General features: G+C 68.3%; 16 protein-coding genes. 4 read left to right on the forward strand and 12 right to left on the reverse strand.

What is annotated here, in order from left to right:
* Nucleotides 1-42: 42 nt before the first annotated feature.
* Genes EGM71_RS03510 through EGM71_RS03520 form a run of 3 tightly spaced genes read right to left on the reverse strand, consistent with a single transcriptional unit; the run spans nucleotide 43 to nucleotide 2,138 of the window.
* Nucleotides 43-981: a histone deacetylase family protein gene (locus EGM71_RS03510; RefSeq protein ID WP_188487851.1), complete on the reverse strand. Its 939-nt coding sequence runs from the start codon at nucleotides 979-981 to the stop codon at nucleotides 43-45.
* 9 nt (nucleotides 982-990) lie between these two features.
* On the reverse strand, nucleotides 991-1,545 hold the full coding sequence (locus EGM71_RS03515; RefSeq protein WP_188487853.1) for a cob(I)yrinic acid a,c-diamide adenosyltransferase: 555 nt from the start codon (nucleotides 1,543-1,545) through the stop codon (nucleotides 991-993).
* An 8-nt stretch (nucleotides 1,546-1,553) separates the two neighbouring features.
* Nucleotides 1,554-2,138, reverse strand: coding sequence for a hypothetical protein (locus EGM71_RS03520; protein WP_188487855.1), 585 nt, complete (start codon nucleotides 2,136-2,138; stop codon nucleotides 1,554-1,556).
* 109 nt (nucleotides 2,139-2,247) lie between these two features.
* Here EGM71_RS03520 and ubiH point away from each other — a divergent pair, with 109 nt between their 5' ends.
* Together ubiH and EGM71_RS03530 are read left to right on the forward strand one after the other, a co-directional pair.
* Complete coding sequence (gene ubiH / locus EGM71_RS03525; protein WP_188487857.1) at nucleotides 2,248-3,456, forward strand: 2-octaprenyl-6-methoxyphenyl hydroxylase; 1,209 nt, start codon at nucleotides 2,248-2,250, stop codon at nucleotides 3,454-3,456.
* Nucleotides 3,453-4,634 carry a UbiH/UbiF family hydroxylase gene (locus tag EGM71_RS03530; RefSeq protein WP_188487859.1) on the forward strand — a complete coding sequence of 394 codons (1,182 nt, stop codon included), beginning with the start codon at nucleotides 3,453-3,455 and terminating at the stop codon, nucleotides 4,632-4,634. Before ubiH ends, EGM71_RS03530 begins: the two co-directional genes overlap by 4 nt.
* A gap of 68 nt (nucleotides 4,635-4,702) precedes the next feature.
* Here EGM71_RS03530 and EGM71_RS03535 read toward each other — a convergent pair whose 3' ends face one another.
* The 6 genes from EGM71_RS03535 to EGM71_RS03560 form a co-directional block, all read right to left on the reverse strand.
* Complete coding sequence (locus EGM71_RS03535) at nucleotides 4,703-5,101, reverse strand: EF-hand domain-containing protein (RefSeq protein WP_188487861.1); 399 nt, start codon at nucleotides 5,099-5,101, stop codon at nucleotides 4,703-4,705.
* 64 nt (nucleotides 5,102-5,165) lie between these two features.
* Nucleotides 5,166-6,233 (reverse strand): 23S rRNA (cytidine(2498)-2'-O)-methyltransferase RlmM, encoded by a 1,068-nt coding sequence (gene rlmM, locus EGM71_RS03540; protein ID WP_188487863.1) that lies wholly within the window; start codon nucleotides 6,231-6,233, stop codon nucleotides 5,166-5,168.
* On the reverse strand, nucleotides 6,217-6,777 hold the full coding sequence (locus EGM71_RS03545) for a nucleoside deaminase (RefSeq protein WP_188487865.1): 561 nt from the start codon (nucleotides 6,775-6,777) through the stop codon (nucleotides 6,217-6,219). The genes rlmM and EGM71_RS03545 overlap by 17 nt, the downstream gene beginning before the upstream one ends.
* 98 nt (nucleotides 6,778-6,875) lie before the next feature.
* Nucleotides 6,876-7,598 (reverse strand): DUF6348 family protein, encoded by a 723-nt coding sequence (locus EGM71_RS03550; RefSeq protein WP_188487867.1) that lies wholly within the window; start codon nucleotides 7,596-7,598, stop codon nucleotides 6,876-6,878.
* 48 nt (nucleotides 7,599-7,646) lie between these two features.
* Nucleotides 7,647-8,300: a hypothetical protein gene (locus tag EGM71_RS03555; protein ID WP_188489739.1), complete on the reverse strand. Its 654-nt coding sequence runs from the start codon at nucleotides 8,298-8,300 to the stop codon at nucleotides 7,647-7,649.
* A gap of 43 nt (nucleotides 8,301-8,343) precedes the next feature.
* Nucleotides 8,344-10,092, reverse strand: a complete 1,749-nt coding sequence (locus tag EGM71_RS03560) for a glutamine--tRNA ligase/YqeY domain fusion protein (RefSeq protein ID WP_014036049.1) — start codon at nucleotides 10,090-10,092, stop codon at nucleotides 8,344-8,346.
* Between the two features lie 252 nt (nucleotides 10,093-10,344).
* Here EGM71_RS03560 and EGM71_RS03565 point away from each other — a divergent pair, with 252 nt between their 5' ends.
* Together EGM71_RS03565 and msrA are read left to right on the forward strand one after the other, a co-directional pair.
* Nucleotides 10,345-10,608, forward strand: a complete 264-nt coding sequence (locus EGM71_RS03565; protein WP_010481810.1) for a DUF2007 domain-containing protein — start codon at nucleotides 10,345-10,347, stop codon at nucleotides 10,606-10,608.
* A gap of 30 nt (nucleotides 10,609-10,638) precedes the next feature.
* Nucleotides 10,639-11,304: a peptide-methionine (S)-S-oxide reductase MsrA gene (gene msrA / locus EGM71_RS03570; RefSeq protein ID WP_165929946.1), complete on the forward strand. Its 666-nt coding sequence runs from the start codon at nucleotides 10,639-10,641 to the stop codon at nucleotides 11,302-11,304.
* Nucleotides 11,305-11,869: 565 nt separating this feature from the next.
* Here msrA and EGM71_RS03575 read toward each other — a convergent pair.
* From EGM71_RS03575 to EGM71_RS03585, 3 genes are all read right to left on the reverse strand, one after another.
* Nucleotides 11,870-12,826: a transaldolase gene (locus EGM71_RS03575; RefSeq protein WP_188487869.1), complete on the reverse strand. Its 957-nt coding sequence runs from the start codon at nucleotides 12,824-12,826 to the stop codon at nucleotides 11,870-11,872.
* Between the two features lie 48 nt (nucleotides 12,827-12,874).
* Nucleotides 12,875-13,279: a nucleoside diphosphate kinase regulator gene (gene rnk, locus EGM71_RS03580; protein WP_014036052.1), complete on the reverse strand. Its 405-nt coding sequence runs from the start codon at nucleotides 13,277-13,279 to the stop codon at nucleotides 12,875-12,877.
* Nucleotides 13,280-13,402: 123 nt separating this feature from the next.
* Entirely contained in the window at nucleotides 13,403-14,365 is a 963-nt protein-coding gene (locus EGM71_RS03585; protein WP_188487871.1) for a LysR substrate-binding domain-containing protein, read from the reverse strand.
* Between the last annotated feature and the right edge of the window lie 17 nt (nucleotides 14,366-14,382).

Genomic DNA, 14,382 nt, shown 5'->3' on the forward strand with positions numbered 1-14,382 from the left:
GCATAGGGGCAATGAAGGGCGTCGGATCCTGCCGGTTCGGGTTCATCCGGACACAGTATCCCGAGGGGGCGGCATCAGGGCCCGGACATGGGCCACACTGCACTCAGCAAGGGCCTGCAGGTCATAGCCGCCTTCCAGCATCGAGACCACCCGGCCGGCCGCATGGCGGCGCGCCAGCGCATGCAGTTCGCGGGTGATCCAGGCGAAATCGTCGGTTTCCAGCATCAGGTCGGCCTGCGGGTCGCGCAGGTGGGCATCGAAGCCGGCCGAGATCAGCAGCAGCTGCGGCCGGAAGTCGTCGATGGCCGGCAGCATCTCGTCGGCCCACACATTGCGGAAGCGGAAACCGCCACTGCCGGGTGGCAGCAGGATGTTCATCAGGTTGCCCGCACCGCGGTCGCGGCGCAGGCCCGAATTGGGGAACAGGCCGGCCTGGTGGGTGCTGTAGTAGGAGACCCGGGCGTCGTGCTGGAAGATGTCCTGGGTGCCGTTGCCATGGTGGACATCGAAATCGACCACCGCGATCCGCTCCAGCCCATGGCGGTCGCGGGCATAGGCTGCCGCAATGGCGATGTTGTTGAGCAGGCAGAAGCCCATCGCGGTGCTGCTGGTGGCGTGGTGGCCCGGTGGCCGCACCGCGCAGAACGCCAGCGGGTCCTCGCCCAGCATCACCGCGTCTACAGCGGCCACGCCGGCACCGGCGGCATGCACGGCGGCGCTGGCCGAGCCCGGCGAGGTCCAGGTGTCCATGTCCAGCTGGCGCAGCGGCGCGGTCTGCGGCTGCAGCACGAAGTCGAGCAGGGCGCTGTCGTGGACCCGGGTCAGTTCGCCGAACTTGGCCGGCGGCGCCTCGCGCCAGTCCAGCTGGCCGGGGAAGGCGGCGTGCAGGGCGTCGAGCACATGCTGCAGGCGTTGCGGGCACTCCGGATGGCCAGGGCCGGGGTCATGCAGCAGGCAGGACGGATGGGTGAAGACCAGCATCGTGCCGACTCAGCGCTGGCGCTGCTGTGGCTGCCACAGCGCTTCGCCATGGCCATCGGCGCGGGCCAGTACCCGGGCCAACACGAACAACAGGTCCGACAGCCGGTTGAGGTACTGCAGCGCCTCGCTGCGCACGGCGTCGTGTCGGGCCAGGGTGACCGTCTCGCGCTCGGCGCGGCGGACGATGGTGCGGGCCAGATGGCAGCGTGCGGCGGCCTCGCCACCGGCCGGCAGGATGAACTCCTTCAACATCGGCAGGCTGGCGTTGTAGTGGTCCAGCTGCTGTTCCAGTGCCGAGATATCGGCGGCGTGGATCGCGGCGTGGCCGGGGATGCACAGTTCGGCGCCCAAGTCGAACAGCTGGTGCTGCAGATGCACCACCAGCGCGCGGACATCCTCCGGCAGCGCCGTGGCCAGCAGCAGGCCGAGCGCGGCATTGGCTTCATCGACGGTGCCGTAGGACGCCACGCGGGCGTCGTCCTTGGCGACGCGCTGGCCGTCGCCAAGGCCGGTAGTGCCGTCGTCGCCGGTGCGGGTATAGATGCGCGAGAGGCGATGACCCATGGCGCGGCTCAGTGGCGGATGTCGCGGCGGGCCTGCTGGAGCTTCAGCACCTGCTCCACCGCCAGCTGCAGCGCCGCTGCCAGCGCCACGTAGATCGCGGTGGTGCGCAGGTACGGCCCGAACCACTGGGTGTAGTTCTGTGCCCAGCCGGCCAGCGTTGGTTCGGCTACGTTGCGGCTGGTCCAGTAGAAGCCGCCCTGCGCCAGCAGGTGGCAGACCGCCACCGAGGCCACCAGCAGCAGCGCACCCTTGGCCAGCACCGGCCAACGCGCAGTCTGGTAGTTGCGGCCCAGCAGCATGCCGCCGGCCCACAGCGAGAAATACGCCGGCAGCAGCAGCCAGTACCCCGGTGACACGCAGTAGTGCTGCCAGAAATCCAGGCCGCTGCTGCGGATCACGATCCAGTCCACCAGCACCGCGAACACCATCAGTAGCGGAAACGCCCAGCGTGTCCAGGCGGCCAGGTAGAAGCCGCCGATGAAGAACACCGCCCAGGAGGCATCGGGGATCGCCGCGAAGTGGTTGACCCGGGTCGCCGCCAGCAACAGCACGAGTACGGACAGGACGAAGGCACGGTTGGCGGTGGCGGACATGGCAGCGGGCCCGGAGCGGATTCAGGTTTCATTCTAGCCCGGCGCGCCGGTTGGCGCAGGTGGGGCGCTGTTGGGTCTGCGGGTGGGGCGAGCGCGTATCATGAACACCATGAGTGAACGACATGACGTGCTGATCGTCGGTGGTGGCCTGGTCGGTGCCAGTCTGGCCATCGCCCTGGACCGGTTGGGCCGCGATGTGGGCCTGCTCGAGGCCAGCCCGGCCGGCGAGCTGCCGGCGGTGTTCGACCAGCGCAACCTCAGTTTCGCCGCTGCCACCGTCAACGCGCTGACCGCGCTGGGGGTCATGCAGAAGCTGTCGATGGCGCCGGGCCCGATCCGCCGCATCCACGTCAGCCGTGCCGGCGATTTCGGCCGCGTGCAGCTGGAGGCTTCCGACTACGACCGGCCGTGGTTCGGCCAGGTGGTGGTGGCGCGGGACTTCGGCCAGGCGCTGGAAGCGCGGCTGCAGGAGCTGCCGCGGCTGCGGCGCTACCGGCCGATGCGGTTCCTGGGCCTGGGCGAGGTGGTCGGCGGCTACCGCCAGGTGCGCGTGGCCGACGAGACCGGCGAGCGCGTGCTGCTGGCACGGCTGGTGGTGGGTGCCGATGGCACAACCAGCGGCGTGCGCGGCGCGTTGGGCATCGAGGTCGACCGCCATGATTTCCAGCAGACCCTGTTCGTAGCCCGCGTGCGCAGCCAGCGTGCGCCGGATGGCACCGCCTGGGAGCGTTTCACCGATACCGGCCCGACCGCCCTGCTACCGCGTGGCGATCGCCACTTCGGAACCGTGCATGGCGTGGCGCGGGACCAGGCTGATGCGGTGATGGCGCTGGACGATGTGGCCTGGTTGCAGCGCCTGCAGGATGCGATCGGCTGGCGTGCCGGTCGCCTGCTCGAATCCGGTCCGCGCAGCGCGTACCCGCTCATCCAGGTGCTGGCGCGCGCGTTGGCCGGTGAACGCACGGTGCTGCTTGGCAATGCCGCGCAGACCATCCATCCGCTGGGCGCACAGGGCTTCAACCTGGGCCTGCGCGATGCGCTGACCCTGGCCGAACTGTTGGAGGATGCGCATGAGGATGCCGGCAGCGATGCGCTGCTGCAGGCCTATGTCGCGCGCCGCGAAGAGGACCGCCGGCAGACGGTGGCGTTCTCCGGTGGGCTGGCGCGCCTGACCAGCAACCCGGCGCCGCTGATGCGGCCGCTGCGCAGTCTCGGCCTGGTGGCCGCGCAGCGCGCGTCGGTGCAATCGATGCTGGTCGGTGGCGCAATGGGCTTCCGTGGCGAAGTGCCGCGGCTGTGCCGTGGAGAAGCCGCATGAGCCGGCGTGCGCGCCTGGACGTGGCCATCGTCGGGGGCGGCGTGGTCGGTGCCGCCTGTGCGCTGGCGCTGGCCGATGCCGGTCTGTCGGTTGCGCTGGTGGAGGGCCGCGAGCCGGCGCCGTGGCAGGCCGCACAGCCCGACCTGCGCGTATTCGCCTTCGCCGCTGACAACGTGCAGCTGTTGAACCGCCTCGGCGTGTGGCCGGCGATCGCGCAGGCCCGCGCCTGGCCCTACCGGCGCATGCAGGTGTGGGATGCGGCGGGTGGTGAGGATCTGCTGTTCGACGCCGATCGCTTCGGTCGGCGCGAGCTGGGCTACATCGTCGAGAACGGCCTGCTGCAGGACCGCCTGTGGTCGGCACTGCCGGCGGCGGGTGTGCAGCTGCACTGCCCGGCACGGGTGGACGCGCTGGAGCAGGACGAGGAAGGCGTGCGCCTGCGCCTGGATGACGGGCGCCGCCTGGAAGCGGCGTTGGCGGTGGCCGCCGACGGCGCCGAATCGACCCTGCGCCAGCTGGCCGGGATCGAGGTCGAGCGCCACGACTACCACCAGCGTGGCGTGGTGGCCTACGTGGACAGCGATCTTCCCAACCAGGCCACGGCCTGGCAGCGCTTCCTGCCGAGCGGGCCACTGGCGCTGCTGCCGGTGGCCGAGCGCCGCAGTTCGATCGTCTGGACCCTGCCCGAGGACGAGGCGGCACGTGTGCTCGCGCTGGACGAGGACAGCTTCAACCGTGAACTGACCCGCGCCTTCGCTGCACGCCTGGGTGAACTGCGGCTGGCATCACCGCGTGCGGCATTCCCACTGCGCCGCCAGCTGGCCCGCCACTACGTGGCCGGACGCGTGCTGGCGTTGGGCGATGCCGCGCACGTGGTGCATCCGCTGGCCGGGCAGGGCGTGAACCTGGGGCTACGTGATGTCGCCGCCCTGCAGCAGTGGCTGGCGCCATCGGCGGAGCGCCGTGGCCAGCCGCGGCTGTCGCCGCAGCGCCTGCAGCGCTGGGCACGCGAACGGCGCAGCGACAACCACATCGCCGCTTACAGCTTCGATGCGATCAACCGCCTGTTCTCCAACGACGAAATGCACCTGACCCTGGCCCGTGGACGCGCGCTGGGCTGTGTCGGCAAATGGCCGCCGCTGGTGCAGGCGTTCTGGAAGCGCGCCGCCGGCGTCTAACTCAAAAAGGGGACGGAGGGGATTAAGTCGTATGTGCACATACGACTTAATCCCCTCCGTCCCCTTTTTCAATCAACCAGCCATCCAACCAGGTCGGCGCGGTCCAGCTTGCCGCGATGCCTGCGGTCCAGCGAATTGAATTCATCGGCCAGCGCCGGGTTGGCCTGTGCTTCCTCGCGGCTGATGAAGCCATCGTTGTTCACGTCGAGGTCGCTGAAGTGGATGCGGTACTGACCGACCACGCTGCTGGGTTCCAGCGAACGCACGGTCACCTGTGCCTCGCCGGCCGGCTGCGGAATCTCGACGCTGCCGCTGACCCGTCCGGCATCCAGTGGTTGCTGGCGGATCGCGCCGCCGGTCGGGCCCAGTGGCTGGCTCTGCGCCGGCATGGACGGGCCGTGCTGGGCCATGGCCGGTACCGAAGCCAGCAGGATGGCCAACAGCACGGCGGAGCGTGGAATGTTCATGACAGGCTCCTTGCCAGAGGGTACCGGGAGCGTACTCCCGGCAACCTGTGCCGCCGATGACGGATCAGCGCAGCGGCGAGGCCAGCACAGTGATCTCTTCACGGTCGTGATAGAGCTGTTTGGCGCGCACCACCAGCGGCTTGCCGGCCTGGTCCTGGAACAGGTCCAGGCACAGCCGGGTCTCGTCCCAGCGCTTCTTCATCGGCAGCTTCAGATTGAAGATCGCGTGCCTGCACCAGCCTTCGCGGAACCAGGTGGCCATGCGTTCGGCCACGCGGCGCGGCTGCTCGACCATGTCGCAGACCATCCAGTCCAGCGGCTGTTCCGGGTGCCAGTGGAAGCCATCGGCGCGCAGGTGCTCGACCAGCCCGGTGTCCAGCACGTGCTGGCGCAGCGGACCATTGTCGATGCTCAGCACGTGCATGTGCTGGCGGGTCAGTACCCAGGTCCAGCCACCGGGTGCGGCGCCGAGGTCAGCCGCGCGCATGCCGGGCTTGGCCAGCGCCTCGCGTTCTTCCGGCGTCAGCAGGGTCAACAGCGCCTCGTCCAGCTTCAGTGCCGAACGCGAGGGGGCCTCGGGCAGCAGCTTCAGGCGCGGGATGCCCAGTGCCCACGGTGCGCTGTCGGCCGGATCGGCCACGCAGACGAAGGCGTGGGTGCCGTCGACGAACACGACGTGCAGGCGCGGCAGGCGGTTGTTTGGCTTGTCGCTGAGCTTGCCGGCCTTGCGCAGCGCCGGGCGCAGCGCATTGCCGAAGGCGCGGGCCAGCCCGGACAGCGGCTTGCCGGCGTCCGAATCGGGATGTTCCACCCACAGGTCGCCGAAGCGCGGCGCATCGGCCAACACCTCCAGCATCGGGGTGATGCGGTCGCTCGGATCCAGCTGCGGCAGCTCGGCCAGCACCACCAGCTTCTGCCGCGCGAAGATCAGCTCGCGCCAGCGCAGGCGCGGCGCCAGCGCAGCGGCCTCGTCGCACATGAAAAGCACGTAGCCATCATTGCGCTGGGTGCGCGCATAACCGGCGAAACCGGCTTCGCCGGCGCGGAACTGCAGCTCGCCGGCCAGCTCGGGCTCGAAGCCCTGCCGGCACAGGCACAGCAGGCCGATGCCGGTTTCAGTAACGTGCGCCATCGCTTTCCCCATAGGCACGCAGCACGCTGCGCGCGGCGTCGCGGTTCAGGCCCTGCACCACCTCGATGCCACGCTTGCTGAGCTCGCCCACCCAGTCGGCCGGCAGCGGGCCTTCATCGAACGGGGTCAGCTCTTCTACGTCGGCCGAGTTGGCACCGATCAGCAGGCGGTCGATGCCGGCCCACACGGTGGCGCCGTAGCACTGGCAGCACGGTTGCGAGCTGGTGGCCAGGGTGACCGGCGACAGCACCGCGTTCAGGCGCGGGGTCTGCAGGCGCTGCTGGGCCAGCATGTAGGCCATGTTCTCGGCGTGCGCCAGCGAGGTCGCGTGCGGCATCACCCGGTTCACGCCGGCGGCGATGACCTTGTCGTCCGGGCCGAACACCACGGCGCCGAACGGGCCGCCACTGGCGTGTTCGACGTTCAGCCGCGACAGCTCGATCGCCAGCGCGACCTTGGCCTCGTCGCCCGGATATCGACGATCCAGGTCGATCTGGTCGTGGATCCAGGCGGGAAGGGTCAGGTGGACTTGCGCGTACAGCATCGCGGGGGTGCCTCGTAGTGGAATGGAAGAAGGTGCGGTTGCTTGGGAAACCGGCGCGCAGTGTAGCCGCACCGGCCTGTATCGGGTGTGGCGGCGGATCAGCCCGGCGCGCCGGTACGGATCACCACGTACTGCTTGCGGAATTCCAGCCCGGCCTGCGGCCAGCTGGCGGCATAGGCGCGCAGCAGGGGCAGGGCGGCAGCGAAGTCGTGGCCATTGACCCGGCAATCGGCCTCGCACAGTCCATCGGCATCGCGCGAGGCGAACAGGCGGATGGCGAGGAAGTGGCGGGCTTTAAGCAGCTCATCGAAGGCCTCCATGCTGCGGGTGAACAGGCAGCAGGGGCAGGAACCATGGTCGTCCTCGCTGCAGGTGGACGCATCCACTTCCTGCGCGCGGTAGTGTGCCAACGGCCCCAGCACCACGGTGCGCTGGTGTTCCTCGCCATCGTCGCCGGCCGGATAGGTCAGGCCCATCATCGGCAGGCCCTGAGCGCCTTCGGCGCCGATCGCAGTCTGCAGGGTCACCAGGTCCACCCGGGCCCAGGCCTGGAAGCCGGACAGCAGCGATGCCTGCTCATCGGCACCGTTGGCGTGCTGGTACTCGAACAGGCCGTCGGCGAACAACACCGGATGCTGGGCCTCGATGACTGTGGAGGTCTGCCAGCCGCCGTTGTCGCGCGCGTGCGCGGCCATCGCATGCGGAGTCAGGCGCAGGCCGCTGTCCAGCAACAGCGCGCTGCCGTCGATGCGGCTGGCGGTGCCGGCATCCTGCAGGGCCTGGTGCAGCAGTGGGAGGAGGGCGGTGGCGCTCGTGGTCATGTCAGGCCTGTGGATGGATGGGGCGGAGCATCCAGGCAGGGCCTGGGGCTAGCGGTCGAGTGCGTCGAGTTCGGCGCGATATCGCAGCGCGTCGGGCTGCTGCTGCGGATCGTTGCCGTGGTCGCGCAGCCAGGTTTCCAGCTCGCGGCGATAGTCCGCGCGGAAATCGGCATTGCCCGGGCTGAAGTGCAGCTTGCGTGCCGCCACCTCCACGCGCTCGCGTGCGCTGGCCCGGGCCTGGGCGATGCCATGCGGTGATTCGTTGGTGAGGATGACGAAGTTGCGCGGGAAGCCCGGCGTGTACTTCACCACGAATGGCTGGTCCTGCGCCGGGATGCGGATGGCGTTTTCCAGTGGCCACAGCGAAGCGGTATTGGTGTGGAACACCACCTCCACATCGCGCCCTTCGGCAGTGCGCAGCACCGCTTCGTAGCGCCAGATGTACTGCTCGTTGAGCGTGGAGTTGGTTTCCTCGGCCTTGACGATCACCGCTTCGCCACGCTCGCCCACCACGTTGAGGAAGGCGGCGTTGAGGAAGTGGCCGAGGAAGATATTGAGCATCGCCAGCGGGAACACCACGATGGCGTAGCCCGGAAAGCGCCGCCACCACGAGACCAGCCCGGCCAGCACCATCGCCGCAAAGAACGTCAGCAGCGGATGCTGCGAGATGAACCAGAGCAGGGCGGAGAGGGCGGTGATCATCGTCGTGGTCATGCGGGCGCCGTCCCGGCGCCCGCGCAGGTCCTCAGGCCGACCAGGTGTCGCGCAGGGTCACGCTGCGGTTGAACACCGGCTTGGCTTCGGTGTGGTCGCGGCGGTCGGCGACGAAGTAGCCGGTACGCTCGAACTGGAACGACTGCTCCGGCGCCGCGCTGGCCGCGGCCGGCTCGACATAGCCGGTGACGGTGCGGCGCGATTCCGGGTTGAGGTAATCGCGGTAGGTCTTGCCTTCCGACTCGTCGTCCGGGTTCGGTACCGAGAACAGGCGGTCGTACAGGCGGATCTCGGCCGGCACGCCGTGCACGGCGCTGACCCAGTGGATGGTGCCCTTGACCTTGCGGTTGGCGCCTTCCATGCCCGGACGCGATTCCGGATCCAGCCAGCCGCGCAGCTCGGTGATGGTGCCGTCGGCATCCTTGATCACTTCGTCGCAGCGGATGATGCCGGCGCCGCGCAGGCGCACTTCGCCACCCGGGACCAGGCGCTTCCAGCCCTTCGGCGGCACTTCGGCGAAGTCCTCGCGGTCGATCCACACTTCACGTGCGAACGGCACTTCGCGGCTGCCGAAGCTCTCGTCCTTCGGGTGGTTGCTGAAGGTCAGCTGTTCTTCGTGGCCTTCCGGCAGGTTGGTCAGTACCAGCTTGACCGGATCGACCACCGCCATGCGGCGCGGTGCGGCGCTGTCCAGGTCTTCGCGCAGCGCGCCTTCCAGCACGCTGAAGTCGATCAGCGAATTCTGCTTGCTGATGCCCACGCGCTCGGCGAACAGGCGCATCGCGGCCGGGGTGTAGCCACGGCGGCGCAGGCCCTGCAGGGTCGGCATGCGCGGGTCTTCCCAGCCGTCCACCAGCTGTTCGGTGACCAGCGCCATCAGCTTGCGCTTGCTCATCACCGTGTAGTTGATGTTCAGGCGCGAGAACTCGATCTGGCGCGGCTTGGCCGCTTCGCGCGGCAGGCCGGCATCGACCAGCGGCTGGGTCAGCGCGTCGTCATGGGCGAAATCGACGTTGTCCACGCACCAGTCGTACAGCGGGCGGTGGTCTTCGAATTCCAGCGTGCACAGCGAGTGGGTGATGCCCTCGATCGAATCACCCAGTGCATGGGCGAAGTCGTACATCGGGTAGATCGGCCACGCGTTGCCGGTGTTCTGGTGTTCGACGTGCTTGATGCGGTACAGGGCCGGATCGCGCAGGTTGATGTTGCCGCTGGCCATGTCGATCTTCGCACGCAGGGTGCGCGCGCCATCCGGGAATTCACCGGCGCGCATGCGGCGGAACAGGTCGAGGTTCTCCTCGACGCTGCGGTCGCGCCACGGCGACGGACGGCCCGGTTCGGTCAGGGTGCCGCGGTAGGCGCGCACTTCCTCGGCCGACAGGTCGCAGACGTAGGCCTTGCCCTGTTCGATCAGCTTCTCGGCGGCCAGGTAATAGGTCTGGAAGTAGTCCGAGGCGTGGCGCAGCTCGTTCCAGCTGAAGCCCAGCCAGCGCACGTCGTCCTGGATCGCGGCCACGTACTCCGGATCTTCCTTGGCCGGGTTGGTGTCGTCGAAGCGCAGGTTGCAGACACCGCTGAACTCACCGGCGATGCCGAAGTTCAGGCAGATCGACTTGGCATGACCGATGTGCAGATAGCCGTTCGGCTCCGGCGGGAAGCGGGTCTTGATCGCCTGGTGCTTTCCGCTGGCCAGGTCCTCGCGCACGATCTGGCGGATGAAATCGCGCTTTTCGTGGCTGTCGGCGGGGGTCTCGGGGCTGGCGGGGGTGTGCTCGGACATGAGTCGGCGAAAAGAAAGGCAGAAAGACCAACAGTCTAGCGCGTACGGGGCAGGGCTGCCCGGTGGGGGTGTGGGCATGCCGGCCAGCGGCCGGCACTACCAGCCCACTTTCCGGTAGCGCCGGCCGGCGGAACGTGGATCGACGTGCAGATGGGTAGTGCCGGCCGCTGGCCGGCAGAACGGTCATGCGCCGTCACCACCACCATTCAGCCCTCGGGCGTATGCTGGACCCCTGCCCCGAGGAGCCGCCGCATGCACATCGTGTACAAGGCCGACAACCTGTTCGACGCCCATCTGGTCAAGCACGCGCTGGAAGATGCCGGCATTCCCGCCTTCGTGTTCGGCGAGTCGTTGCTGGGTGGCATGGGGGAATTGCCGCTGTTTGGAGTGCTGCGTGTGGGCATCCCCGATGCGGCGCGGCCACAGGCGGAGGACATCGTGGCAGCACTGGACTTGGGCCACGCGCCGGACGCCCCCATTTCCGATGCAGACGACATAGCCGGACTTCCGGCGTAGGAGCGCATCATGTTGGGAATTGGCCAGGGGATCCTCGGCATCGGCGCCTTCAAGCAGCGCCTGCCGCGCCCGGAAGAAGCACTGCCGGGGCGCGAGCAACCGCTGCCGCTGCACAGCAACCAGCACTTCGTGAACAGCCATCCGCTGAAGGACCGTTTCGCCGGCCTGCAGCAGATCCGCTTCGCGCTGGGCTGCTTCTGGGGCGCCGAGCGCAAGTTCTGGACCGAACCGGGCGTGTACAGCACCTCGGTCGGCTATGCCGGCGGCATCACCCCGAACCCGACCTATGAAGAGGTCTGCTCGGGGCTGACCGGCCACACCGAAGTGGTGCAGGTGGTGTTCGACCCGGCGGTGGTAAGCCTGGAGCGGCTGCTGCAGCTGTTCTGGGAAAGCCACGACCCGACCCAGGGCATGCGCCAGGGCAACGACACCGGCACCCAGTACCGCTCGGCGATCCACGCCACCGACGAGGCGCAGTACGCCGCCGCGCTGGCCAGCCGCGAGGCTTACCAGGCGCAGCTGGATGCAGCCGGCTACGGCCCGATCACCACCGAGATCGTGTACCCGGCGCCGGAGTACTACTACGCCGAGGACTATCACCAGCAGTACCTGGCGAAGAATCCGAACGGTTACTGCGGCATCGGCGGCACCGGGGTGAGCTGCCCAATCGGGTTGGATGTGGAGGCGCCGCGCTGACGCGCGGTGGTCCGCCTGCGGCGGGCAGAAGCTGAAAGCAACTGCCAAAGCCAAAGCCAAAGCGGCTCTGGGTTGCTGATGGTTTGGCGGGACGGGTACAGATGACGGGACACGCCGTGAACCCGTCCCTGGGGGCTCGGCCACGGCATCCATGCCGTGGACGGTCCCGCCATCTGCACCCGTCCCGCCTCCGATCATTTCCCGGTGACGGTGGGCAAGAGCATGGGTTACTGACGAACTGAAAGAAAACAAAAAGGACGCGGCTTTCGCCGCGTCCTTTTTGTTTGTATGCAGTGCTTTCTGTAGAGCGGAGCCATGCTCCGCTCCAAGCAAGCGAAGCGCGCGACCCGCTGTTGCTCTTCTTTCTTTCTTCCGTGGCGGGCGGCCACCGGAAACTGTCAGAGGGCGGGCGGGTTGGGTTCGCGGGAGTGTCCGCCGCATGGATGCGGCGGCCAAGCCTCCAGGGGTGGGTTCACGGCGTCTCCCGCGAACCCAACCCGCCCGACCCGGCGCGGCTTTTGCTCTGAGCCCCCGCCACGAGGGGCTCAGCCGTTGGCCGGAATCCTCACAGTTCCGAACGAATGCGCTCGCGCAGCGCCTGCAGATCCTTGGCAAACGCATCGATACCGGTCGCCAGTTTCTCGGTGGCCATCGGATCGGCCGCCAGATCCGCTGCAAACTTCGCCGCATCGATCGGGGTCACCGCCACGCCGTCGGCGGCACCGGCCACCAGCTTGCGCGGCAGCTCGCCGTGGTCGGCGTCCAGCTTCTCCAGCAGGTCCGGCGAAATCGTCAGGCGGTCGCAGCCGGCCAGCGCTTCGATCTGCGCGGTCGAACGGAACGAGGCGCCCATCACCACCGTCGGCGAACCGCGGCGCTTGAATTCGGCGTACACGCCGCGCACGAACTTCACGCCCGGGTCTTCGTCGATGTTGGCCGGGGCCTGGCCGTTGGCCACGTACCAATCGAGGATACGGCCGACGAACGGCGAGATCAGGAACGCGCCGGCTTCGCTGCAGGCCAGCGCCTGGGTCGGGTTGAAGATCAGGGTCAGGTTGCAGTCGATGCCTTCGGCCTGCAGGATGCGCGCGGCTTCCACGCCTTCCCAGGTGGCGGCGATCTTGATCAGGATCTTCTCGCGCGGCACGCCGGCGTCGGCGTACATCTGGATGAACTGGCGGGCCTTGGCCACGGTGGCAGCGGTGTCGTGGGCCTGGTCGGCATCCACTTCGGTGGACACGCGGCCCGGCACCAGCGTGCTCAGCAGTGCGCCGACGCCGATGGTCAGGCGGTCTGCCACGGCGTGCACCACGGTCTCGCGGTCGCCACCCTGCTGGCGGCCCCAGGCCAGTTCGCGTTCGATCAGCTCGGCGTAGACCGGCAGGTCCAGCGCCTTTTTCACCAGGGTCGGGTTGGTGGTGCAGTCCACCGGCTGCAGGCGCTTGATCGCCTCGTAGTCACCGGTATCGGCAACGACCACGGACAGTTCGCGCAGCTGGGACAGTTTGGACGGGGTACTCATTACGGCTCCTGGTGCAGGGGGATCGAATCGCGCGGTGCGCAGCGGTAATCAGGGGCGGTCGTTGTGGACCGCGGTCACGCGCAGGCGCAGCTTGCGGCCGCCGGGCGCGTTCCAGTCGATGCTCTGGCCGATGGCCAGGCCGAGCAGGGCACTGCCGACCGGGGCCAGCACGGAAACCTTGCCTTCATCGACGTTGGCTTCGCGGGGGAAGACCAGGGTCAGGACGTGCTTTTCGCCCGACACCTCATCTTCGCACTCCACGCGCGAATGCATCATGACGATGCCTTCGGGAATCTGGTCCGGTGCCAGCACGGTGGCCCGGTTGAGTTCTTCAGCAAGCGCGAGCGCGGCAGGCGTCTGGCTCAGCGCAGGGGATTCGAGCATGGCGTCCAGGCGGTCCATGTCGAAGGTGGAAACGGTGATCGACGGCGGCAGGCCGCTGGCGGTGTTCATGGTGAAGCTCCTTGGTTGAAAGCCATGCAAAAGGCGGCACCTGCTGGCGCCGCCTGTCTGTATTGTGGGGACAAATGCGGCCGGAATCGACTCCTGCCGATTCCAGGCCGGTACTGCGGGGGCTCAGCCGTTCAGCGCGGGGCCGGGCAGGGCCGGTGCATCGCTGGCGGCATTCAGCGCTTCCAGGGAGAACAGCGCCTGCGGCAGACGCTTGAACTGGTCAGCCAGCTCCATCAGGAAGTCGTTCATGGCCGAGCTGCGGCGCCAGATCATGGCGATGCGGCGGCTGGGACGGCCTTCGCCGGTGAAGTCGAGCAGGCGGATGTTGTTCGAGCGCGGCACCGGCGGCTGCACCGACAGGCTCGGCAGCAGGGTGATGCCGACGTCGGCGGCGACCATCTGCCGCAGCGTTTCCAGGCTGGTGGCGCGGAACTCGGACTTCTCGTTCGCGCCGAACAGGCGGCAGACTTCCAGCGCCTGATCACGCAGGCAATGGCCGTCTTCCAGCAGCAGCAGCTTCTGCGTGGCCAGTTCCTGCACGTCCAGGTGTTCGCGGCGGGCCAGCGGATGGCGCCCGGAGACGGCCAGCAGGAACGGTTCCTCGAACAGGAACTCGGCATGCAGCTGGTCGTCGATCACCGGCAGGGCCAGCAGTGCAGCGTCGAGCTTGCCTTCGCGCAGGCGGTCCAGCAGTACATCGCTCTTTTCCTCGACCAGCAGCAGTTCCAGCTCCGGGAAGCGATCGCGGATGCGCGGGATCACATGCGGCAGCAGGTACGGGCCGAGGGTCGGGAAGATCCCCAGGCGCACCGTGCCGGCTTCCGGATCGCGGCTGCGTCGCGCCGCTTCCTTCAGCTGCTCCACTTCGGACACGATCACCCGTGCCCGTGCCGCCGCTTCCTGGCCGGCCGGGGTCAGCATCACCTTGCGCGGTGCGCGTTCCACCAGCGGCAGGCCCAGCTCTTCTTCCAGCTTGCGGATCTGCGTGGACAGCGTGGGCTGGCTGACAAAGCAGGAAGCGGCGGCCCGGCCGAAATGCTTGTGGTCGGCCAGGGCTACCAGGTACTTCAGATCACGTAGGTTCATCCTTACACCCCAGGGGT

The organism is Stenotrophomonas maltophilia (assembly GCF_006970445.1).
GTDB lineage: Bacteria > Pseudomonadota > Gammaproteobacteria > Xanthomonadales > Xanthomonadaceae > Stenotrophomonas > Stenotrophomonas maltophilia_AU.

Bases quoted from the DNA above. Each gene is read 5' to 3' on its own strand.
- EGM71_RS03510 (WP_188487851.1), bottom strand. From the start codon at position 981: ATGCTGGTCTTCACCCATCCGTCCTGCCTGCTGCATGACCCCGGCCCT.
- EGM71_RS03515 (WP_188487853.1), bottom strand. From the start codon at position 1,545: ATGGGTCATCGCCTCTCGCGCATCTATACCCGCACCGGCGACGACGGC.
- EGM71_RS03520 (WP_188487855.1), bottom strand. From the start codon at position 2,138: ATGTCCGCCACCGCCAACCGTGCCTTCGTCCTGTCCGTACTCGTGCTG.
- ubiH (WP_188487857.1), top strand. From the start codon at position 2,248: ATGAGTGAACGACATGACGTGCTGATCGTCGGTGGTGGCCTGGTCGGT.
- EGM71_RS03530 (WP_188487859.1), top strand. From the start codon at position 3,453: ATGAGCCGGCGTGCGCGCCTGGACGTGGCCATCGTCGGGGGCGGCGTG.
- EGM71_RS03535 (WP_188487861.1), bottom strand. From the start codon at position 5,101: ATGAACATTCCACGCTCCGCCGTGCTGTTGGCCATCCTGCTGGCTTCG.
- rlmM (WP_188487863.1), bottom strand. From the start codon at position 6,233: ATGGCGCACGTTACTGAAACCGGCATCGGCCTGCTGTGCCTGTGCCGG.
- EGM71_RS03545 (WP_188487865.1), bottom strand. From the start codon at position 6,777: ATGCTGTACGCGCAAGTCCACCTGACCCTTCCCGCCTGGATCCACGAC.
- EGM71_RS03550 (WP_188487867.1), bottom strand. From the start codon at position 7,598: ATGACCACGAGCGCCACCGCCCTCCTCCCACTGCTGCACCAGGCCCTG.
- EGM71_RS03555 (WP_188489739.1), bottom strand. From the start codon at position 8,300: ATGATCACCGCCCTCTCCGCCCTGCTCTGGTTCATCTCGCAGCATCCG.
- EGM71_RS03560 (WP_014036049.1), bottom strand. From the start codon at position 10,092: ATGTCCGAGCACACCCCCGCCAGCCCCGAGACCCCCGCCGACAGCCAC.
- EGM71_RS03565 (WP_010481810.1), top strand. From the start codon at position 10,345: ATGCACATCGTGTACAAGGCCGACAACCTGTTCGACGCCCATCTGGTC.
- EGM71_RS03575 (WP_188487869.1), bottom strand. From the start codon at position 12,826: ATGAGTACCCCGTCCAAACTGTCCCAGCTGCGCGAACTGTCCGTGGTC.
- rnk (WP_014036052.1), bottom strand. From the start codon at position 13,279: ATGAACACCGCCAGCGGCCTGCCGCCGTCGATCACCGTTTCCACCTTC.
- EGM71_RS03585 (WP_188487871.1), bottom strand. From the start codon at position 14,365: ATGAACCTACGTGATCTGAAGTACCTGGTAGCCCTGGCCGACCACAAG.